Source organism: Massilia sp. METH4 (assembly GCF_037094685.1).
GTDB lineage: Bacteria > Pseudomonadota > Gammaproteobacteria > Burkholderiales > Burkholderiaceae_D > Rugamonas.
This window is the reverse complement of sequence record NZ_CP146614.1, coordinates 1,610,153-1,632,014: the sequence shown is the minus strand read 5'-3', so window position 1 is coordinate 1,632,014 and position 21,862 is coordinate 1,610,153. Positions and strand designations below refer to the sequence as shown.

Sequence of the window (21,862 nt, the reverse complement as noted above, 5' to 3'; positions counted from 1 at the left end):
CGCCAGCATCCGTGGATAGAGTTCGTGGAACAAAGGATGTAATGAAAGCAGTGCAGCGCAATCCCTGGTGGTGGGTGCCCACCCTCTACTTCGGCCAGGGCATTCCCTATTTCGCCGTCTTGAACCTGTCGCTGGTGATGTACAAGAACACCGGCTTCTCGAACGCGGAGATCGCGTTCTATACATCCTGGCTATACCTGCCGTGGGTGATCAAGCCGCTGTGGGCGCCGGTGGTCGAGATGTTCGGCACCAAGCGCCAGTGGACCGTGGCCTTGCAGGGCCTGACCGGCGTGGCGCTGGCGCTGGTGGCGTTCACCACGCACCTGCCCGCGTTCTTCCAGATGAGCCTTGCCGTGCTGTGGCTGATGGCGTTTTCCTCGGCCACCCACGATATCGCGGCGGACGGCTTCTACATGCTGGCCCTGCAGCAAAAGCAGCAGGCCGCCTACGTGGGCGTGCGCAGCACGTTCTACCGGCTCGCCAATATCACGGGGCAGGGCGCGCTGGTGGCGCTGGCCGGCATCCTGATCACGCACACGGGCGACCCGCGTACGGCGTGGTCCGTCGTGTTCGGCCTGCTGGGCGTCGTGTTCGCGGTGCTGTGCGCCTACCACTTCTTCATGCTGCCGCGGCCGGCCGCCGATGCGCCGGCGCGCCTGCGCGGCAATCCGTTCGCCGAGTTCTTCCTCACCTTCGCGAGCTTCTTCCAGAAGAAGGGCATCCTCACGATCCTCGGCTTCCTGCTGCTGTTCCGCCTCGGCGAATCGCAACTGCTGAAGATGGCCGTGCCTTTCCTGCTCGATCCGGTGGCCGAGGGCGGGCTGGGGCTGGACAACACGCGAGTGGGCGTTGTCTACGGCACGGTGGGTGTCATCGCGCTGACCATCGGCGGGCTGCTGGGCGGCGTGGCCATTGCCCGCTATGGCCTGAAGCGCTGCCTGTGGCCGATGGCGTTCATCCTGCACCTGCCAGGGCTCGTGTTCGTCTACCTGGCGTACACCCAGCCCGGCAATATCGCGCTGATCACGGTGGCGATGGCGGTGGAGCAGTTCGGCTACGGCTTCGGCTTCGCTTCCTACCTGATGTACATGATCATGGTCGCCGAGGGCGAGCACAAGACGGCGCACTACGCGATCTGCACGGGATTCATGGCGATGGGAATGATGCTGCCGCAGATGGCCAGCGGTTACCTGCAGGAGATCATGGGCTACCGGCACTTCTTCATCTGGGCGTGCCTGGCCACGATTCCCGCGTTCGCCATGACGGCGCTGGTGAAGATCGACCCGGAGTTCGGAAGGAATTGAGGGCGGCAAAGGAACCCGTGTCGGACATCATTTTCCGGACGCTTCAACCGGAAAATGGTGTGCGACACAGGTTTTCCCATGCATTGCGCGCGCAGGAATACCGCCGACCAGTATTACAATATTGCCGCTTATTTCACAGGAGTGGTCTTGGCTTTCGATCGTAACAAGCGGCTGATGCTGGCCGCGGGCGGCGCCGGCGTGCTGGCGGCCATCATGAGCGCATGCTCGACATCCCCGACGCGGCCCGAGGCGCCTCCCGCCGGTCCCGCTGGCGCCGGCCCCGTGCCGCATCCCGAACCTGTGCGCTACACGGGCGAGGCGCCCCCCGCTGCGCCGCGCGAATTCCGCGCCGCCTGGGTATCCACCGTCGCCAACATCGACTGGCCCAGCCGCAGCAATGCGCCGCCGGCGAAGCAGCAGGCGGAGGCCATCGCCATCCTCGATCGCGCCAAGGCGCTGAACCTGAACGCCATCGTGCTTCAGGTGCGCCCCAGTGCGGACGCGATCTATCCATCCAGGCTGGAACCCTGGTCCGAGTTCATGACCGGCCGTTCCGGCAAGGAACCGTCGCCCATGTGGGACCCGCTGCAATTCTGGATCGCCCAGGCGCACGCCCGCGGCATGGAGCTGCATGCCTGGTTCAATCCCTACCGCGCCCGCCATGCGGCCGCCCGCACGCCGCTGGCGAAGGACCATATCGCCAACACGCACCCGCAGGCCGTGAAAACCTACGGCAAGCTGCTGTGGATGGACCCGGGCGAGGAGGCCGCGTCGCAGCGCACGCTGGACGTGATCCTGGACGTGGTGCGCCGCTACGATATCGACGGCGTGCACATCGACGACTACTTCTATCCCTATCCGATCGAGGCGCCGGCCGCCTCCGGCGGCGAAGCCTCGGCGCTCGACACGCCATCGTGGCAAAAGCCGGAACTGCCGTTCCCGGACGAACCGTCATGGCAGCGCTACGTGCGCGGCGGCGGTACGCTCGACCGCGCCGGGTGGCGGCGCCAGAACGTGGACAAGCTGATCGAGCAGATCTACCTGGGCATCCGCCGCGAAAAGGCGTGGGTCAAGTTCGGCATCAGCCCGTTCGGCATCGGCCGCCCGGACCGCCGGCCGCGCGGCATCGCCGGCTTCTCGCAATACGACAAGCTGTATGCCGACGCCGAGTCGTGGCTGCAGAAGGGCTGGCTCGACTACCTCGCGCCGCAGCTGTACTGGCCCATCGCGCAGGCGCCGCAAGCCTATCCCGTGCTGCTGGACTACTGGCTCGCGCAGAACACGCGCGGCCGGCACGTGTGGCCGGGCCTGTTCACCAGCCGCACGGCGGACGGTTCCGCGAAGCCCTTCGGGCCGGACGAGATCGTGCAGCAGATCGACGTGACGCGCAGCCGCCCGGCGGCCCAGGGCCACGTGCACTTCTCGATCGCGCCGCTGATGCAGAACCGCGGCGGCCTGTACGACAAGCTGAAGGCGATGAGCTACCAGAGCGCCGCCCTGGTGCCGGCCTCGCCATGGCTGGGCGACAAGCCGCCCGAGGCGCCCACGGTGGCCGTCAAGCGTGGCGAAGGAGGGCTGGCGGTGGCGATCGGACCGTCGAAGGGCGCCGCCACCTTTGCGATCTGGGCGCGCTATGGCGACGAGTGGCGCTTCACGACGGCGCCGGCCGCCAAGAACGAGGTGGTACTGCGCGACCTGGCCGGCGTGCCGGCGCGCGCCGTGGTCGTCACGGCCGTCGACCGCGTGGGCCTCGAGAGCGCCCGCGCCGGCGCGAAAGTCTAGATGGACACCGGCCTGGGCATCGACGCGGGCGGCACGCAAACGCGCTGGGCGCTCGCCGACGCCACCGGCGCCATCGTCGCCGAAGGCCGCGTGGCCGGTTCTTCCGCCTTGCAGATGGCCAGCGCCGACGGACGCGCACGGCTGCGCGCCACGTTCGAGGCGCTGGCCGCCAACGTGCTGGCGCACGGCCGCCCGCGCCGTATCACGGCCGGGCTGACGGGATTCGGCGGCGACAGCACCGTGCTCACGGGCTGGCTGGCCGAATTGCTCGGCGTGGCGCCACGCGACATCAGCCTGTGCAACGATATCGAAATCGCCTACCTGGACGCGTTCGCGCCGGGCGGCGGCTACCTCGTCTATGCCGGCACCGGCTCCATTGCCGCGTTCATCGATGCCGATGGCACGTTCCACCGCGCCGGCGGCCGGGGCGTGGTGCTGGACGATGCCGGCGGCGGTTTCTGGATCGCGCGCGAAGCGATGCGCCGCATCTGGCGCCGCGAGGATGAGCAGCCGGGCGCCTGGCAGGCATCGCCGCTGGCTCACGCGGTGTTCGACCACGTGGGCGGCAGCGACTGGTCGTTTTCGCGGCAGTTCATCTACACGCGCGAACGGGGCGAGATCGGGCAGCTGGCGCTGGCGGTGGCCAGGAGCGCGGCCGGGGATGGGGAGGCGCGCGCGATCCTGCGCCAGGCCGGCATCGAGCTGGCCCGGCTGGCCCGGGCACTGGTCGCGCGCTTCGGCGCGCGGCCCGTCGTGCTGTCGGGCCGCGCGGCCGAGCTGCATCCGCTCATCGCGCAGGCGATGCGGGAAGCACTGCCGGCATCGCTGGCAATGGAACAAAGAACGGCGCGGCCGCATGCGGCGGCCGCGCGCCTGGCCGCAAGGCCGCACTGATGCGCATCGACGCCACCGAGACTCAACCGATGAAGAAGATCCTGCTCGCCTCCCTGTTCGCCGCCGCGCTGGCCGGCTGCGCCACCACCCCGCCCGCGCCGCCCTACAAGGTCGACCATTCGCTGACGGCCAAGGGCCAGGCGAGCCGCGTGCGCTTCATCGTGCTGCACTACACGGTGGCCGATCTGCAGCGCTCGATCATGCTGCTCACGGAAAAGGATGTCAGCGCCCATTACCTGCTCACGGACGAGCCGCAGCCGAAGTTCTACGCCCTCGTCGATGAAAAGAACGCGGCCTGGCATGCTGGCCTGTCGAGCTGGAAGTCGTTCACGAACCTGAACAACAGCTCGATCGGCATCGAGATCGTCAACCCCGGCTTCGCGCTCGCGCCGGACGGCCGCCGTGTCTATCAGCCCTTCGCCCAGGCGCAGATCGACCAGCTGATCCCGCTGCTGAAGGACCTGGTGAAACGCCATAACGTGGCACCGGAAAACATCCTCGCCCACTCCGATATCGCGCCGCAGCGCAAGCAGGACCCCGGCCCGCTGTTCCCGTGGAAGCAACTGGCGGACGCGGGCCTGATCCTGTGGCCGGACGCAAACCAGGTGGCGCTGCACAAGGCGCGCTTCGAGACGGCGTTGCCCGATATCGCATGGTTCCAGCAAAAGCTGGCGCAGCACGGCTACGCGGTGCCGAACACCGGCGTGCTGGATGAAGCCACGCACAATGTGCTGGTGGCGTTCCAGACCAAGTACCGGCAAGCGAACTGGGATGGCTGGCCCGACGCGGAGAGCGCGGCGATCCTGGAAGTGCTGACCGCGCCGAAACCGCCCGCACCGCCGGCACCGGCAGCCACGGCCGCCAAGCCGACCCAACCCTGAGGCATTGCACCGTGGCGGCGTTTCTCCTATCCTGACCAGTGAAAGGGGAGCCCATGCGCCTGCGCCACATCGAAGTCTTCCACGCCATCATGCAGGTCGGCACCATCAGCGGTGCCGCCCAGGTGCTGCATATCTCGCAGCCGGCGGTCACGAAAGTGCTGCAGCACTGCGAGCTGCAGCTCGGCATGCCGCTGTTCGAGCGCGTGCGCGGCAAGCTGTATCCCAAGCCGGAAGCGCACCGGCTGTTCGCCGAAACGGAAAAGCTGAACCGCGACCTGCAAGGCATCCGCCGGCTGGCCGCGAGCCTGAAGGGCCGCGCCGTGGAGACGATCCGGATGGTGTCGACGCCGACGCTGGCGATCTCGGTGCTGCCGGATGCGATGAGCGAGTGGCGCCGCGATTTCCCCACCACCCGCTGCGAACTGGCCACGCACCACACGAGCGAAATCGTCAACATGCTGCGGCTGGGCGAAGCGGATTTCGGGCTGTCGCTGCAGGATCCGCGCCACCCCGGCATCGTCGCCGAACCGATTGCGCAGGGCGTGATGACGGCCATCGCGCCACCCGGCACGTGGCGCGACGACGAGCTGGCGCTGCCGCTGTCGCCGTGCGGCCTGCAGGGCGAGTTGATCGGCTATGCCGACAACGACCCGCTGGGCGAACTGGTGGTGGCCGCCTGCGAGGCGCAGGGCATCCACCCCACGTTTCGCACCGTGGTGCAGACGTACCAGATCGCCCGCTCGCTCGTCCAGGCCGGGGGCGGCATGGCCGTCGTCGACCCGTTCACCGCCGCGTCGTCCTCGCGCATCCAGCGGCGGCCTTTAACCCCCGCGATCGGCATCCAGCTGTACCTGCTGACGGCCGGGCATTCGCCGCTGTCGCACGGTGCCCGCCAGCTGGCCGACTGCATCGCGCAGGCGGCCCGTACCTGCCTGGGCACGGCATGACAGCCCCGGTTGCCGCCACGATCACCAGCGAGCAGGTGCCGGGCCACCCGGACTACCGGCACCTGGCGTCGATCGCCGGCATCCGCGTCGACCTGCGCTATGCGACCCGCGACAATTTCGTGGGCCGCGACCTGTACTCGCCGCTCGACTGCGCGTGGCTGCACCGCGAGGCCGCCGCAGCGATCGAGCGGGCCGTCGCCCGGCTGGCGGAACTGCGGTCCGGCTGCACGCTGGTCATCCTCGATGCGCTGCGCCCGCACCGCGTGCAGGAACAGCTATGGGAAGCGCTCGCCGGCACCGACCTGCGCATGTACCTGGCCGATCCGGCGCGCGGTTCCATCCACTCGTTCGGCATGGCGGTGGACGTGACGATCGTCGACGAAGCTGGGCGCGAACTGGACATGGGCACCGGCTTCGACGACATGACGGAGCTGTCGCACCCGGCGCTGGAGGAGGAGATGCTGGCCTGCGGCCGGCTGAGCGCCGGGCAGGCCGCCAACCGGCAATTGCTGCGCGACGCCATGTTCAGCGCCGGCTTCGTGGGCATCAAGACTGAGTGGTGGCACTTCGACTGCGGCGACCGGGAACGGGTGCGCGCCGTCTATACCCGCGTGCTATAGCGCAGCGCCGTGCCGGCGGGCCGCGCCAGCCTGGGGAAACGCGCAAACCGCGATCGGCAGCAGGAAGGGATACAGGTCCCACACGATGCGGCCCTCGACCCGCACCGACAGCGTGGCGTACAGCGGCGGCAGCGCCATCAGGATGGCCAGCCCCTTCAGCGGTGCCAGCCGGGGCGCGCAATGGCGCCACCCGGCGGCCGCCAACGGGAGCACGATGACCGATGCCGCCGCCAGCGACAGCATGCCGCGCTTGTCCTGCAACGCGTTCAGCAGGGTGCCGATATTGGGCACCCAGGTGTACGAGGGCAGGCCGGGCAGGATCCACCAGCGTACCGCCACCAGCCAGGCGCCCGCCAGCGCCAGGAACAGGATGCCGGTGGGTACGCTGGTGCGGCGCGTGGCGAGCAGCCATGCCAGCAGCAGGATGTTTTCCTCGCGCACCGCGGTGCCGGCCAGCCCGGCCGCCAGGGATAGCCAGGGCGCACCCGTGACCACGCCCAACACGAAGGCGGCGCGCGCGCAGATCGATCCGGGGTCGGTCAGCAGGTAGGGCGCATACCAGAAGGTGGGCACGGAGACGAGCAGCAGCAGGCCGGCGCCGATGGCGCGGGCGTTGGAAAGGCCGGCCCTGGCAGCGGCCACGGCCAGCATCAGCGCCGCCGCCGACATGGCCAGCCAGTTCAGCAGGGCGAAATTGTTGCGCACGTCGCCCGGCAGCAGCGCCGCCAGCGCCGGCATCGCCAGCCGGTACGGGAAGGGCGCGCGCAAGGCATCGAAAGCGATCTCGCCGCGCAGGTAGCGGGCCGTATTGAAATAGGCGAGCGAATCCTCGATGGTGCCGCCCCAGCGCCAGCACATGACCAGCGCCGCCGTCGCGGCGAAGGCGATGGCAACGATGATCCATTGCCTGGCTTGCCAGGACGAAGTCGGAGAGGCCGTGGCGCCGGCCGCGCTGCTGTGGTTCATGGTCCTTGCTGGAGGCGTGAGAGAGCCGCGAGGATACACGCGGCCGGACCGACCGTCCAGATTGGCACGGGTTGCGCGGCGATGGGCCAGGCCCGCATCACATCGCGTTGCCGCCGCTGCTGTTCGCCGTCCACTCGATCAGCGCATCGACGATGCCGCGCCCGGCGGCGTGGTCGATATTGTCGTGATTGATGATGGCCACCACGATGCATGGCTCGCCGTTCGCGTCCGGCACATAGCCGGCCACCGCCACGCCGTTGCGCAGCGTTCCCGTCTTGATGCGGGCGCGCGCGGCGGCCTGGGTGCCTTTCAGCCGCCGCTTCATCGTGCCGTCGACGGCCACGATCGGCAGGCTGGCCTGGAATTCCGGGGCCCACGGGGATTCGCTGGCGGCCGCCAGCACGGCCGCCAATTGCACGGGCCGCACGCGTTCGATGCGCGACAGGCCCGCGCCGTTTTCCACCACCATGCCGCTGTCGTCGATGCCATGGCGCTTGAACCAGTCGCGCATCACCGCTTCGGCGCGCGCTTGCGTGGTGGCGGGCATGGCCGCGTCGCCACCGCCGCCCGGTGTCGTGCTGCCGCCAGTGCCGCCGTTCGCCACCATCAGCATCGCCAGCCTTTGTCCGGCCGGCAGCGGGCGGCTGCCCAGCGTGTCATCCTTTTGCAGGCTGCCCAGCGCCAGGAACAGCGTGCGGGCCCAGGCATTGTCCGAAATCTTCATCATGTCGCGCACCAGTTCGGGCAGCGAGCGGGAAACGTGCTGGGCGAGCAGGCGCGTGCCGTCGGCGTCCATGCCGTTCGGCAGCGCCTCGGGAGCTTCCACATCGCTGGTGCCGATCGCGCCCTGTGCCGTCGCGGCGGCGGCCAGCATCGACGTGTGCTCGGCCAGGTCCACCGCGCGCGTCCTGCCGGCAATCGTGCCGCCCAGGCGCTTCCACGTGGCGCGGATCAGGCGGTCGGCATAATCGTCGCGATCGAGCACGTTGATGCGGTAGGTCTGGCGGCAGTTGCGGGGGAAGGTGCCGTGCAGGACGACGGTCAGGCGCTCGCCGTGCTTCGCCACGGTCGGCGGCTTCCAGCCGTCTTCCCAGCTTGCGCAGGCGGCATCGACCAGCGTCTGCTCGGAGCGCACCGCCACGCGATCCAGCTCCGGCAGCGCCGCCGCCTTCACCCGGCCCTTGCCAGTCGAGTCCATGTCCACCGTCAGCAGGTTCATGTTCAGCAGCAGCGCATCGGGCACCACGTTGTAATACGCTTCCGGCGCGTCGTCGAACTGCTGCCGGCCGATGTCCATGCGGGCCGGCTGGAACAGCTGGCGGTCCAGCACCAGGTCGCCGGCGATCTTGCGCACGCCCAGCGCGCGCAGGCGTTCCAGCATGTGCACCAGCGCATCTTCGGTGAAGTCCAGGTCGGCGCCGCCTCGTACCAGCAGGTCGCCTTTCAGCACGCCGCCCTCGATCTCGCCCTTGCTGCGCAATTCGGTGCGGCCGCGAAACGCCGGGCCCAGTTCTTCCAGCGCAACGACGGCCGTGAGCACCTTCATCGTCGATGCCGGCACCATCGGCCGGTCGGCTTCGTTCGAGACGAGGATGGTGTCGCCGCGCAACACGACGGCGCCGATCGCCGCTTCGGGAATGCCGGCCGCATGGGCCAGGCGGGACACCGGCTCCGGCAATTCGGCGCGCGCGGCGCCAACGATGAACAGGCCAATCAGGGCCAGGTGACGCAAGCGCATCGCTACTCCTTAACCAAAGAACACATAGGCCACGCAGATCGCGGTGATCACGCCGGCCAGGTCGGCGATCAGGCCGCAGGAAATCGCATAGCGCGTCTTGCGGATGCCCACAGAGCCGAAATACAGGGCCACGATATAGAACGTGGTGTCGGCCGAGCCCTGGAAGATGCAGGCCAGGCGGCCCACGAAGGAATCGGGGCCGTAGGTTTGCATCGCATCGATCATCATCGCCTTCGAGCCGCTGCCGGACAGCGGCTTCATCAGCGCCGTGGGCAAGGCCGGCACGAAGTCCGTGTTCATGCCGAGGCTCGAGAACAGCCATTCGAAGCCGCTGACGATGAAGCCGAACACACCCGCGTTACGGAACACGCCGATCGCCACCAGCATGCCGACCAGGTAGGGAATCACGGTGATCGACGTCTGGATGCCGCCCTTCGCGCCTTCGATGAAGGCTTCGTAGACGTTGACCTTCTTGCGCATCGCGCCCACCAGGAACACGGTGATCACGCCCATCAGGATCAGGTTGCTGACGACTTTCGATACTGTCTCGATCTCCGTCTTCGTGAGGAAGTTCGTGAAATACCAGATCATCGCCAGGATGGCGGCCGTGATGCCGCCGATCCAGGACAGCAGCACGGAGTCGAACAGGTTGATCTTCTGGCGGATCGACACCGCGATGATGCCGGCCACGGTGGCCACGTAGGTGGCGATCAGGCAGGGAATGAAGATGTCCGACGGGTCCCTGGCACCCAGGATCGCGCGCTGCGCCATGATCGCCAGCGGGATCAGGGTGAGGCCGGAGGTATGCAGCACCAGGAACATGATCTGCGCATTGCTGGCGGTATCCTTGTTCGGGTTCAGCGATTGCAGGCTTTCCATCGCCTTCAGGCCGAACGGCGTGGCGGCGTTGTCCAGGCCCAGCAGGTTGGCCGAGAAATTCATCACCATGTGGCCGGTCGCCGGGTGGTCCTTCGGCACTTCGGGGAAGATGCGCGAGAAGAAGGGGGAGATCACTTTCGCGAACCAGGCGATGGCGCCGGCCTTTTCGCCGATGTTCATGATGCCGAGCCACAGCGTCATCACGCCGGCCAGCGGGAGGGCGATATCCATCACGGCGCTGCGCGCCGAGTCGAAGGTGCCGTCGATGATCTTCTTGAAGATCTCCGTATCGCCGAGGAAGATCCACTGGGCCAGCGCGGCCGCGAAGCCGACGAGGAAGAAACCGGCCCAGATGTAATTGAGAGACATAGGCAGACTGAAATGAGGCGGACAAAGCGGACAAAAGAAGGTGATTCTCGATTCTGCAGGCAAAGTATAGAGTGCGCGATGAAAGAATGCCGGTCCTCCATGCGAAAAAGTTATGGCAGGGAAAATGAGCTGGTGCACGGCAAGCGCCTGCTTTATGCTGCGCCACATGATACGCGTCCGCAAAATCGCCGCCATTCTGCTGCTTGCAGCCTGCACCGCCGCGGCGGCGCAACCGAAAGTACTGCGCGCCCTGCTGTCCACCGGTGAAACGGGGCTGGACCCCGCCGTCGCCTCCGACCTGGCCAGCCTGTCGCTGCTGGAAAACCTGTTCGACCCGATGCTGCGCTACGACTACCAGGCGCGCCCGGTGAAGCTGCGCCCGAACACGCTGGTGAAGATGCCGTCGGTGGACGCGGCCGGCACGACCTGGACGTTCCGCCTGAAGCCCGGCATGCACTTCACGCCCGATCCCGCGTTCGGCGGCAAGCCGCGCGAGGTAACGGCCGCCGATTATGTCTACACGATCAAGCGGCTGTACGACCCGGCGTTGAAGTCGCCCTGGCTGTTCCTGTTCGAGGGCAAGCTGCTGGGCGATGACGTTTTGGCAAAAAACTTCAACCATGCGGCCGATATCCCCGGCCTGAAGGCCACCGGCCGCTACACGCTGCAACTGCGCCTGCGCGCGCCCGATCCGGCCCTGCCGTTCTACCTGGCCCTGCCGGCGACGGGCGTGGTGGCGCGCGAGGTGGCGGAACAGTACGGCGCGCAGATGGGTAACCACCCGGTGGGCAGCGGCCCGTTCCGCATCGGCGAATGGAAGCGCAGCGACAAGATCACCCTGCTCGCCAATCCCGATTATCACCAGCGCTGGGAGGGGAAGAAGCTGCCGCTGGTCGACCGCGTGGAAGTAAAGATCATGGAGGAATACCAGTCGCGCGTGCTGGGTTACCTGAACGGCGAATTCGACTACATCGAGCAGGTGCCGGAATCGATGCGCGACCTGGTGCTCGACCCGGCGTCGCAGCAGCCAAGGCTGAAACGGGAACTGGCGCGGCGCGGCATGGTGCTCGATCCGTTCCCCGTGCTGCAGACGTACTACATGTGGATGAACATGGAAGACCCCGTCATCGGCGGCTACACGCCGGCCAAGGTGGCGCTGCGCCGCGCGATCGCGCTGGCCTACGACGGCGCGCAGGACGTGGCGCTGCTGAAGAAAGGGCTGGCGATCCAGGCGCAGTCGCCGCTGCCGCCGAACGTGCTCGGATACGACCCGGCGTATCGCAGCCCCGTCGCGCATGACCTGGCGCTGGCCCGTGCGCTGCTGGACCGCCATGGCTACCGCCAGGGCAGGGATGGCTACCGCACGCTGCCCGATGGCCGGCCACTGCTGCTCACGATGCACAGCGAACCGACGATGGTGGGCCGCCTGCGCGATGAGCTGTGGCGCAAGACCTTCGAGTCCATCCACCTGCGCGTGGTGTTCAAGACGGACAAGAAGACGGAGATCATCAAGGCTTCCCGCCTGGGCAAGGTGATGATGTTCGAGACGAACTGGGTCGCGGACTTCCCCGACGGCGACAATTTCTATCAATTGCTCTATGGCGGCAACGTGGGCCGCGCCAACTATGCCCGCTTCAACCTGCCGGCCTACAACGTGCGCTACGAGCAGGCGCGGACCATGAGCGACAGCCCGGCGCGCACGAAGCTGTACAACGAGATGGCCGACCTGCTGCATGCCTACAACCCCTGGGTGCTGCTGACGCATCCGATCTCGGCCGACATCCGACAACCGTGGCTAAAAAACTACAAGCGCCATCCGGTCGAATTCACGAACTGGCGATATCTCGATCTCGACCTTTCCGCCCGGGATGGGGCCGCTAAAATGGCCCCTCGGGAATGACATCTTGTTATGCATTCCATAAAGTTATGGCCGGGTTTGCAATTTTCATTGGCTGGCGCGAATTTCATCGCGCTACCCTGACCCGGCGCGGGATAGGCAGCCGCCATGACGGCGCCACCCATCCATGCGGACCGGAAGCGAGGGCCGGCGAGCACCACTTGAACATCGGGAGAAGGCCGTGAAGGTTAAGAAGCTGGCGCACATGATTGCGCTGATGGGTGTCGTGGGGCCGGCCGTCGCGCAGGATGCGCAGCCCATGCAGCGCGTGGAGATCACCGGTTCGAGCATCAAGCGCGTGGCCAGGGAAGGCGCGCTGCCGGTGCAGACGATCACGCTCGACACCATCCAGAAGGCCGGCGTGACGAATGCCGAGCAATTGCTGCGCCTCGTGTCGGCCAACGGCACGGGGGCGGACAACGCCACGTCCGGCAATAACGTGTTCGGCGCCGATGCCGACCGCACGTCCGGCGGTGCGTCGTTTGCCTCGCTGCGCGGCCTCGGTCCGAATGCCACGCTGGTGCTGCTCAATGGCCGCCGCATGGGCAACAACGGCGGCAGCGGCAAGGCCGTGGACCTGAACTCGATCCCGCTGGTGGCGATCGCGCGCGTGGAAATCCTGAAGGATGGCGCCTCCGCGATCTACGGCACCGATGCGATCGGCGGCGTGGTCAATTTCATCCTCAAGACGGATTACCAGGGCCTGGAAGCTGCGACCACCCTGAACGGCACGGAAGCGGGCGGCGGTATGGAGCGCCGCTACTCGCTGCTGGGCGGCGTGGGCAACCTGGACACCGACGGCTGGAACGTGATGGCCAGCGTGACGCGCGACGTGAACGACAAGCTTGCCTCGAGCCAGCGCGACTTCGCCAATGGCTACCAGCCGTGGCGCGGCCTGTCTCCCGATACCACCGGCACGCCGTACGCCAATATCCTCACGGGCGCCGGCTCGGCGCTGGGCACCGGTTTCCGCATGCCGGGCGACAGCACGACCTACCTGCAAGCCAGCCTGTTGAGCCTGCAGGGCAACTGCGATTCCGTGCCCGGCATGTCGCAGTACGCCAGCGAACTGTGGACCAATGTCACGCCGATCACGCGCACGAGATATTCGTGCGCGTATGACTACGGCGGCGACTACGTGATGACGTTCCCGGTGGAGCGCACCACGGGCGTGTCGCGCGGCACCTTCAAGTTGAATGCCGACCACCGCATGTTCGTGGAACTGCTCGGCTCGCGCACGGAAACCACGGCGGAACTGACGCCGCTGCAGATTTCCACCACGCTGGCCGCCGGCAATGCATACCCTGTGAACGGTCCGTATTACCAGGACCTGTCGCCGTATATTTCCACCTACGACCGCACCAGGCCGATCCTGTACAAGTGGCGCGCCTCGGCGGTGGGCAACCGCACGCAGGATATCGTGCTCGATAACTACCGCGCGCTGGTGGCGCTGGAAGGCACGCTGGCCGGCAGGTACGACTACAAGCTGGGCCTGTCGAAATCGGGCAGCAAGGCGCAGATGGACCTGGTGAACGGCTATGCATGGACGGACAAGCTGTACGCCGCCCTCGGCACCGGCATCATCAATCCCTGGGTGGGCGCCGGCCAGTCGCAGACGCAGGAGGCGATGGACCTGATCGAATCGACCAAGTATTACGGCCCCTTCCAGCATGGCCGCACGACGATGACGCAATTCGACGGCGCGATTTCCGGCGAGGTGTTCAACCTGCCGGCCGGCGCCGTGTCGATGGCGGCCGGCTTCGACCTGCGCAAGGAAACCTATTCGTTCGGGCAGGACGTGGATGCGACGAAGATCCTGCTGGCGCCCGGCAATGCGAACCTGGAGCAGGCCACGCGCTATGTTCGCGCCGTGTATGCCGAGGCGCTGGTGCCGGTGCTGAAGGACCTGGAAGTGCAGCTGGCGATCCGCAAGGACAACTACAGCCTGGTGGGCGCCACCACGAACCCGAAAGTGGCGTTCCGCTACCAGCCCACCGAGCGGCTGCTGCTGCGCGGCTCGGCCAGCAAGGGCTTCCTGGCGCCCAGCTTCACCCAGCTGTACGCCGGCCGCCTGTCGCAGGAATTGCCGAATGGCGTGATCGACCAGGAAGGCTGCGCGAGGAACCCGGGCAATCCGGACTTCTGCGCGATCCCGCGCCTGGACTACAACACGGGCGGTAACCCGAACCTGCGGCCGGAAACGTCCAAGCAGGGCACGCTGGGCATCGTCGCCGAACCGTTCAGGAACTTCTCGGTGTCGCTGGACTGGTGGGCGATCAACATCAAGGACCGCATCATCAACCGCACGCCGCAGATCGTGCTGCAGAACTGGCAGTACCTGCAGCAGTACATCGTGCGCGACCCGGCCACCGGCGTGATCGACCACGTGGAAGCCGGCTGGATCAACGCGACGGGGCTGAAGACGCGCGGCGTGGACGTGGGGCTGCGCTACGATGGCAGCTACAATGGCTACAAGTACGCAGCGGTGCTGGACGGCACCTACATGGACAGCTTCAAGTTCGCCGAGTTCGAGGGGCAGGACTACAAAGAGCAGGTCAGCCAGTTCAGCACGCGCGACGTGTACCTGCGCTGGAAGCACACCGCCAGCGTGACGGTCTCGAAGGGCAACTGGAGCGCGCTGCTGCTGCAACGCTATGCCTCCGGCTACAACGACCAGGTGCCGAACGGCGGCAAGAGCGGCTTCCCGGCCGGCTTCGACCCGCGCGTGCACCACTACACGAAGTACGACCTGTCGGCCACCTATACGGGCTTTCCGAACACCACGCTCACGGTCGGCATCCAGAACCTGTTCGACGAAGACCCGCCGTTCACCGCGCACAACGTCGACGAGGTGGTGGGCGCCGGCTGGGACCCGCGCGTGGCCGACCCGCGCGGCCGGGCGCTGTCGTTCAACCTGAAGTACAAGTTCTTCTGACGGAGTGATCGACCGGCGCGGCTTCGGCCGCTTATTGGCAACCTCGGTCGCTGCCTCGCTGGCCGCCACCGTTTTTCCCGCGGTGGCGGCGCCCCGTTCGTCCCCGCAGCGAAAACCCATGCAACTGATCAAACCGCCCCGGCTGCTGCCCGGCGACACCATCGGCCTCGTCACCCCCGCCGGCCAGGTGTCGCGCGCGGCGATCGACAAGGCCATCGCCAACACCGCGGCGCTCGGCTTCAAGGTGAAGCTGGGCCGCTACCTGGAAGAAGTGCTGGGCAACTACGCCGGCCCCTGGCAGCACCGGCGCGACGACCTGCACGGCATGTTCACCGATCCCGACGTAAAGGCGATCTGGGCGATCCGTGGCGGCTCGGGCGCGATGCAGCTGCTGCCGCACCTCGACTACGCGCTGATCCGGCGCCACGCGAAGATCCTGGTCGGGTATTCCGACATCACGGCACTGCACCTCGCCATCCATCAGTATGCGGGGCTCGTCACGTTCCACGGCCCGGTGGGCATGTCCACGCTGTCCGGTTACTCCGCCGAACACTTGCTGAACGTGCTGATGCGGCCGGAAGACGAATACGTGATCCCGATGGCGCTGCAAAACAGCCGCAAGGCCTATTACGAGCCGGACAACGCGCATTACGCATTGCGCACCGTGGTGCCCGGTACGGCGAGCGGGCGCCTGATGGGCGGCAACCTGGCACTGGTGAGTGCGCTCGCCGGCACGCCCTACGCAGCCGATATCCGCGACACGCTGCTGTTCCTCGAGGAAGTGAACGAGGAACCATACCGCGTCGACCGCATGATGATGCAGCTGGACCTGAACCAGCCGTTCCGCACCGCCGCCGGCATCATGCTCGGCATCTTCGAAGGCTGCGGCCCTGCCGGCGACGGCCCCTCGCTCACGCTGGACGAAACCACCGACCAGCACCTGCGGCCGCTCGCGATCCCGGCCGTGACCGGATGGTCGTTCGGGCACATCCGGCATCAATTCACCTTGCCGATGGGTATCCGGGCGCGCATGGATACGGGGCGGCAGACGTTGACCCTGCTGGAGCGGGCGGTGCGGTAATCGTACCGTTGGTTGCGTTTATTTCGTTAATTTCGTAGAATTCATTTACAACTAGAAAAGTTGTAGATAGTCGTAGCCTCGAGTCAAGCCCCGCCTTCCTGCGAGGTAGCTTTTTGCACGAGTAACAGGAGATGAAAATGTCCGAAGTGACCGACCGGCTGGACAGCAAGGAAGAAGTCGAGCTTGCCAAGGCGGCTCAGCGTTGCATTGTCAGTGCATTGGATCATTCACGCGCAGTCAATATCGCGATCGTTGCGGAAGGTGCGGAGAACATCGAAGATGCGCCGCAACTCAAGCTCCCTCCGAAAGTGCTGCGTCTTTTCGCCGACATGCTGGGTTCGCTGGCGCAAGGTAAAGCCGTCGCCATTATGCCCAAGGAACTGGATGTGACGACGCAGGAAGCGGCAATGTTCCTGAACGTATCCCGCCCCTATCTGGTACGCCTGCTGGATGAAGGAAAAATCCCATTCCATAAGGTTGGAACGCACCGGCGCATCCGGTTCGAAGATGTTGTCGCATACAAGGAAGCACGACGGCAAGCGTCGCACAAGGCCTTGCAGGAACTGGCCGATCAGGCACAAGAGCTCGATATGGGATACTAACGGGGCAGCTGATGGCAGGCTACTACCAGTACACGGCCGTGCTGGATGCTTGCGTCCTGTATCCGGCTCCGCTGCGTGACCTGCTTATCAGCCTTGCGGCCGAGGGAGTATTCCGTGCCCGCTGGACGGAGCGCATCCATGACGAATGGACGCGCAACCTGCTGGCGAAAAGACCTGACCTGACACCACAACAGCTTGCCAGGGCTGTCGAGTTGATGAATAGCGCGGTCGAAGACTGCCTCGTCGAAAACTACGAATACCTGATCGAGTCTCTCCATCTTCCTGATGCGGATGACCGGCACGTGCTCGCCAGCGCCATCGTCGGGCATGCCAATGCGATCGTCACCTTCAACCTGAAGGATTTTCCGGAGAAATCGGTCGCGTCGCATCAGATCGAAATTCTGCACCCGGACGACTTTCTGGTTGCTCAGTACGCCCTCGACCCGATCGGGATGCTCGGCATCGTGAAGGCGTGCCGCGAACGGTTGAAAAAGCCGGCAAAGACCGCGGAGGAGTTCATCGCGACTTATGAACAGCAGGGTCTCGCACAAACCTGCATCCTGCTCCGCAAGGCTATCGAACTGATTTAGCTTTCACCGGCCCCGCTCAGCCGGGCGTCGCGCCGGCAACAGCCTCGCTAGAATCGGCATCATGCCAATCCTCAACCGCCAGGCTGTCGCCGTCGTGCTCGGCCATCCGCTGCGGTTCGCGCTGCAATGCCTGCGAGGCTTCCGCGCGAACCAGGGCCTGCTGCTGGCCGGCGCGGTGGCGTATTACTCGCTGCTGTCGATCGTGCCGCTGCTGATGCTGGTGGTGGTGGCGCTGTCGCACGTGATCGATCCGGCCGAGCTCATCGAGACGATCGGCCATTACCTGGAATGGCTGGTGCCGGGCCAGTCGCGCGCCATCGTGGACGAGGTCGCGCATTTCCTCGACCACCGCGACCTGGTCGGCTGGTTCCTCGTGCTGACGATGCTGTTCTTCAGTTCGCTCGCCTTTACGGTGCTGGAAAACGCGATGTGCGTGATCTTCATCCATCGCGTGGCCGTGCGGCGGCGGCATTACCTGGTTTCGGCCATCCTCCCTTACTGCTACATCCTCTGCCTGGGCATTGGTGCGCTGATCGTTACGCTGGTGGCGGGCAGCCTGCAAGTCATCGGCGCGGAAAGCGTGCGCCTGTTCGGTGTCGAATGGTCCTTGCAGGGCTTGTCGGGCGCGCTGCTGTACATGCTGGGGCTGGCCGGCGAGGTGCTGCTGCTGTCGTCGATCTACATGGTGATGCCGGTCGGCCGGCTGAGCTGGCAGCATGCGCTGATCGGCGGCGTCACCGCCACGGTGCTGTGGGAAATCGCGCGGCATGTGCTCGTCTGGTATTTCTCCACGCTGTCGCAGGTGAACGTGGTGTACGGGTCGATGACGACGGCGATCGTGGTGATGTTCAGCCTGGAGATCGGCGCCACGCTGCTGCTGTTCGGCGCGCAGGTGATTGCCGAATATGAGAAGGTGGTGCACGGCGCGCCGGACGTCGTCACCCAGCTGACGGCGCCTAGGCAGGGGGCAAACTGATCGTGAAACGGGCGCCTCCCAGCGGTGAGGTTTCGATCGTGAGCTTGCCGCCGTGCAGCGACACGGCCTTGCCGGCAATCGACAGGCCCAGCCCGAAGCCGCCGGTGTTGCGGTCGCGTGAACGGTCGAGCCGGTAGAAGGGTTCGAACACCCTTTCCCTTTCTTCTTCGGGAATGCCGGGGCCGTCGTCATCCACGGTGATCGTCACGCCGCCCAGCTTGCTGATCGCGGAGAGCGCCACTTTGCTGTTCGCGTATTTCTGCGCATTGCGCAGCAGGTTGCCGGTGGCGCGCATCAGCAGGCGGCAATCGCCGTAGTAGGTGCCCATGCCGTCGGGCACCGAAACGTCGAGCGATACGGTCGCGGGCGGCAGCGAGTTGGCGCAGCTGCGCAAGGCCTCGGTGAGGTCGAAGGTTTCGTAGCGCAGCGGCTGGTCGCTGTCCAGTCGCGCCATGCCCAGTAGCTCATTGACGAGCGACTTCAGTTCCGTCAGGTCATCCTGCATGCTGCCGATGCGCTTTTGCAGCAGCGTGTCTTCGGCCGTGTCGTGCAACAGCTCGAAGGCGAATTCCAGGCGCGCGATCGGCGTGCGGATTTCGTGCGATACGGAGTGCAGCAGGCCGCGCTGCGACTCGAGCAGTGTTTCGATGCGGCCCGCCATGTGGTTGATGCGCTCGGCCAGCGGGTAGATGCTGTCGCCGTGCTTCATTTCCGCGCGCGCTTTCAGCTGGCCGGCGCCGAACTCGTCCGCCACCTTCATCAGTTGCTGCAAGCCCCGCCAGTGCGCGCGCGACCAGAAGCCGATCGGCACCAGCAGGGCCAGCGCCACGATCAGGTAGCGCACCGCCTCCATCTGCAAGGCCACCTTGATGTCGATCGGGAGGTTTTGCGCGTGGATCGCTTCTTCGTCGCTGCCGATGTACTTGTCCCCGGTCAGGTCGACGCGGCGGTACAGCGAGCGGCTGGCCAGGTCGATCACCACCTCGCCCCGGTCGAAGGCCTCGCGCTCGGCCGTGGACAGTTGCTCGCGCGCGCTGGTGTTCGGGATCAGGTCGAAGCGCACTTCCGACACTTCGCGCACCTTGTTCAGGCGGTCGAGCCAGCCGTCCGCCGGGGCCTGGTCCACGTATTGCTCGAGCAGGAAGATCTGTGCCGCCGCCTGGTTGCGGGCGATGTTCGCCAGCGGGTCGCCGAACAGCCGGTCGATGGTGAAGTACACGATGAAGGCCGCCACGCTGATCGACAGCATCACAAGGATGAAGAAGCGTAGAAACAGGCGGTTCATGTTGCAATTGTATAAGAAACAATGCCTTGAAAACCTGTGCCGACAAATTTATGACAAAAAGCCGACATGTGTGTGCGGACAGTTTCGGGTGACGCTGGATAGGATGGCAAGACTTGTTTTCCAGGAGCTAGCGATGCGCCCATACCTCTTCGCCGATCATGCCACTGCGGCGCCGTCGGTCATGCTCGAGCGGAGCGGCTTGCGCGGAATAGTGTCGTCACACACTCTTACTTGACTGTGTTCAATCTTCGGCCCCAAGCCATATAAAATGGGAGGCATTGCTTTTTGAGAATGCACACATGGTCAAGTTTCTCGTACTTGCGCTCGCAGGCGCATGCGGCGCGGCCCATGCGCAAACCCCTGCCACCAATCCCATGCCCGACGGTAGCCGTGATATGTATGTAGGCCTTGGTGCCCAGTACGCCCCCCGCTACGAGGGAGCGCGGGACCGGCGCACGACCGCGTTGCCCATGCTCCAGATCGAATGGAGCAATGGCATCTTCATTTCGGGGACGAGCATCGGCATGCATCTGTCGGGTTCCCCCTCCGTCGAATACGGCCCGCTGCTGGCACTGGCGCCGGGGCGTGATGCATCGGGTACGAGGATGCTCCGCCTGGGCACGGTGGGCGACGGTGCCGGCGATCCGGGCGGCCCGACCACTTCGCTGCCAGCTCCTGTCGATGGATTCCCTCCGGCCACCTCCCAGCCGGGGACCGACGACGGATTCTCGCCCGATACCTCGGTGCCGGGACCCGTGGATGAAGTTCCGCCCGGCGACACGGCCGAGGGCGTGTCCGATTCCGGTGTGGGAGGCGAGGGGATCGAGGCGGACAACACCATCAACCGCCTGGAAGGCATGCACCACATGAAGCGCCGGGTGCTGTACGGCGGCTTCGCCAATTTCTACCTTACGCCGCGGATCAGGCTGGCTACCAATGCGCTGTACGGCGCCGGCAACGGCAGGAATGGCCTGCGCGTGCACGTGGCCTTGCAGCACCTGCAGCAGGACATCGCGGCGCATCACGCGCTGGCGCTGTCGGCCGGCCTCACGCTCGTCAACCGCGCCTACAACATGGCGTATTTCGGCGTGAGCCGCGAGGAGGCCGAGTCCTACTGGATCAACCCGGAATACCATCCCGATGGCGGTATCGCGGACGTGCGGGTGGGCGCGCGCTGGAATTGGGCGCTGTCGCCGGCCTGGATGCTGACCAGCGGCTTGCAGCTCAGCCGCTTGATGGGCGATGCGAAGAAGAGCCCGCTCGTTGAGCGGCCGACCAATGTCTCCCTGTCGACGGCGCTGGTCTACCGGTTCTGATGATGGCCTCGCCCCGCTTCCTCGCCGCCTCTGTCCCGTTGCTGCTCGCCCTGTACGCGGGCGGCGGCGCGGCACAGGCGCAGGAAGCGGGATGGGTCAGCTATCGCGACGCCTACCGGGCCATGGTCACGTTCGCGAAATACGGCAAGGCGAAGAACTTGCTGCAGAATCACTACCAGGTGGCGCCCAAGGATGGCAGCCAGTCCCTGGAAGGCCTGCGCCTGACGCTGTCCGGCCGCACCACGCAATTGAACCTGCCGCTCGATGCCACCGGCCGCACCACCTTCCCGCTGTTGAAAGCGGCGTACGACGAGAACGCAATGCTGCTGCTGAACCGCCGGATCGGCGATTACACGTTCGGCCCGCGGATCTCGATCGTGCCGCGGGTCGACGGACTCTACGAAAGCGCCGACCTGCGCGCCGCCTGCGACCAGGCGCTGCAATACATGCGTTATACGGACCCGGGCTACGGCAACCGCCACTGCGCCGGCGTGCGCTTTGCTTTCCTGCCGAAGAGCGACGCCGCGGTGCGCGTGCGCGATCCGTTGCGCGAATCGGCCTTGCCGGTTGGGGTGGGGGCCGCGTTCGATGGCGATGCGAACACGAATTTCCGGGTGATGGTGTACCGCTTTGCCGAGTGGCCGGAGAAGGTGCAGGTGATCAGCCAGAATGCACCGGTCGCGATTGCACCGGTGATCGAGTGAGGCTGGCTAAAACCGGCCATGGCGTCGTTACAACGCGTTGCCGTGCTGAACGCCGGTGATCGAGTGAGGTGAAGCGCGGAAAACCGGTGTCGGACA

At 66.0% G+C, this 21,862-nt stretch carries 18 protein-coding genes; 14 read left to right on the top strand and 4 right to left on the bottom strand.

The window, feature by feature from the left end:
• The first annotated feature begins 41 nt into the window (after positions 1–41).
• From V6Z91_RS07220 to V6Z91_RS07195, 6 genes are all read left to right on the top strand, one after another.
• The gene (locus tag V6Z91_RS07220; protein WP_338768528.1) at positions 42–1,304 is read left to right on the top strand and encodes an MFS transporter; all 1,263 of its coding nucleotides are present in this window, start codon (positions 42–44) and stop codon (positions 1,302–1,304) included.
• A gap of 141 nt (positions 1,305–1,445) precedes the next feature.
• Positions 1,446–3,086, top strand: coding sequence for a family 10 glycosylhydrolase (locus V6Z91_RS07215; RefSeq protein ID WP_338768526.1), 1,641 nt, complete (start codon positions 1,446–1,448; stop codon positions 3,084–3,086).
• Positions 3,087–3,980: a BadF/BadG/BcrA/BcrD ATPase family protein gene (locus V6Z91_RS07210; RefSeq protein WP_338768524.1), complete on the top strand. Its 894-nt coding sequence runs from the start codon at positions 3,087–3,089 to the stop codon at positions 3,978–3,980.
• Between the two features lie 29 nt (positions 3,981–4,009).
• The gene (locus V6Z91_RS07205) at positions 4,010–4,861 is read left to right on the top strand and encodes an N-acetylmuramoyl-L-alanine amidase (protein ID WP_338771759.1); all 852 of its coding nucleotides are present in this window, start codon (positions 4,010–4,012) and stop codon (positions 4,859–4,861) included.
• Between the two features lie 53 nt (positions 4,862–4,914).
• A complete protein-coding gene (locus V6Z91_RS07200; RefSeq protein ID WP_338768520.1) occupies positions 4,915–5,808 on the top strand; it encodes a LysR substrate-binding domain-containing protein in 894 nt (297 codons plus the stop codon).
• Positions 5,805–6,428 (top strand): M15 family metallopeptidase, encoded by a 624-nt coding sequence (locus V6Z91_RS07195; RefSeq protein WP_338768518.1) that lies wholly within the window; start codon positions 5,805–5,807, stop codon positions 6,426–6,428. Before V6Z91_RS07200 ends, V6Z91_RS07195 begins: the two co-directional genes overlap by 4 nt.
• Here the strand turns inward: V6Z91_RS07195 and V6Z91_RS07190 are convergent.
• From V6Z91_RS07190 to V6Z91_RS07180, 3 genes are all read right to left on the bottom strand, one after another.
• Positions 6,423–7,394, bottom strand: coding sequence for a hypothetical protein (locus tag V6Z91_RS07190; RefSeq protein ID WP_338768516.1), 972 nt, complete (start codon positions 7,392–7,394; stop codon positions 6,423–6,425). The genes V6Z91_RS07195 and V6Z91_RS07190 overlap by 6 nt on opposite strands.
• A 97-nt stretch (positions 7,395–7,491) precedes the next feature.
• Entirely contained in the window at positions 7,492–9,132 is a 1,641-nt protein-coding gene (gene dacB, locus V6Z91_RS07185) for a D-alanyl-D-alanine carboxypeptidase/D-alanyl-D-alanine-endopeptidase (RefSeq protein ID WP_338768515.1), read from the bottom strand.
• A 9-nt stretch (positions 9,133–9,141) separates the two neighbouring features.
• A complete protein-coding gene (locus V6Z91_RS07180) occupies positions 9,142–10,380 on the bottom strand; it encodes a nucleoside recognition domain-containing protein (protein WP_338768513.1) in 1,239 nt (412 codons plus the stop codon).
• A 166-nt stretch (positions 10,381–10,546) separates the two neighbouring features.
• On the opposite strand from V6Z91_RS07180, the gene V6Z91_RS07175 reads away from it, so the two are divergent.
• The 6 genes from V6Z91_RS07175 to V6Z91_RS07150 all read left to right on the top strand — a co-directional run bounded on the left by V6Z91_RS07175 (position 10,547) and on the right by V6Z91_RS07150 (position 18,461).
• Entirely contained in the window at positions 10,547–12,280 is a 1,734-nt protein-coding gene (locus V6Z91_RS07175) for an ABC transporter substrate-binding protein (protein WP_338768511.1), read from the top strand.
• Between the two features lie 178 nt (positions 12,281–12,458).
• A complete protein-coding gene (locus V6Z91_RS07170) occupies positions 12,459–15,212 on the top strand; it encodes a TonB-dependent receptor (RefSeq protein ID WP_338768508.1) in 2,754 nt (917 codons plus the stop codon).
• A 118-nt stretch (positions 15,213–15,330) separates the two neighbouring features.
• On the top strand, positions 15,331–16,293 hold the full coding sequence (locus V6Z91_RS07165) for an LD-carboxypeptidase (protein ID WP_338768505.1): 963 nt from the start codon (positions 15,331–15,333) through the stop codon (positions 16,291–16,293).
• A 137-nt stretch (positions 16,294–16,430) separates the two neighbouring features.
• Complete coding sequence (locus tag V6Z91_RS07160) at positions 16,431–16,895, top strand: helix-turn-helix domain-containing protein (RefSeq protein ID WP_338768502.1); 465 nt, start codon at positions 16,431–16,433, stop codon at positions 16,893–16,895.
• Between the two features lie 11 nt (positions 16,896–16,906).
• On the top strand, positions 16,907–17,485 hold the full coding sequence (locus V6Z91_RS07155) for a PIN domain-containing protein (RefSeq protein WP_338768499.1): 579 nt from the start codon (positions 16,907–16,909) through the stop codon (positions 17,483–17,485).
• A gap of 61 nt (positions 17,486–17,546) precedes the next feature.
• Positions 17,547–18,461, top strand: a complete 915-nt coding sequence (locus V6Z91_RS07150; RefSeq protein ID WP_338768496.1) for a YihY/virulence factor BrkB family protein — start codon at positions 17,547–17,549, stop codon at positions 18,459–18,461.
• Here the strand turns inward: V6Z91_RS07150 and V6Z91_RS07145 are convergent.
• The gene (locus V6Z91_RS07145) at positions 18,442–19,746 is read right to left on the bottom strand and encodes an ATP-binding protein (protein ID WP_338768494.1); all 1,305 of its coding nucleotides are present in this window, start codon (positions 19,744–19,746) and stop codon (positions 18,442–18,444) included. The two genes, V6Z91_RS07150 and V6Z91_RS07145, sit on opposite strands and share 20 nt — an antisense overlap.
• 299 nt (positions 19,747–20,045) lie before the next feature.
• Between V6Z91_RS07145 and V6Z91_RS07140 the strand changes: the two genes are divergently transcribed.
• Together V6Z91_RS07140 and V6Z91_RS07135 are read left to right on the top strand one after the other, a co-directional pair.
• Entirely contained in the window at positions 20,046–21,062 is a 1,017-nt protein-coding gene (locus tag V6Z91_RS07140) for a MipA/OmpV family protein (RefSeq protein ID WP_338768492.1), read from the top strand.
• Complete coding sequence (locus tag V6Z91_RS07135; protein WP_338768491.1) at positions 21,062–21,766, top strand: hypothetical protein; 705 nt, start codon at positions 21,062–21,064, stop codon at positions 21,764–21,766. Before V6Z91_RS07140 ends, V6Z91_RS07135 begins: the two co-directional genes overlap by 1 nt.
• The last annotated feature ends 96 nt before the right edge of the window (positions 21,767–21,862 follow it).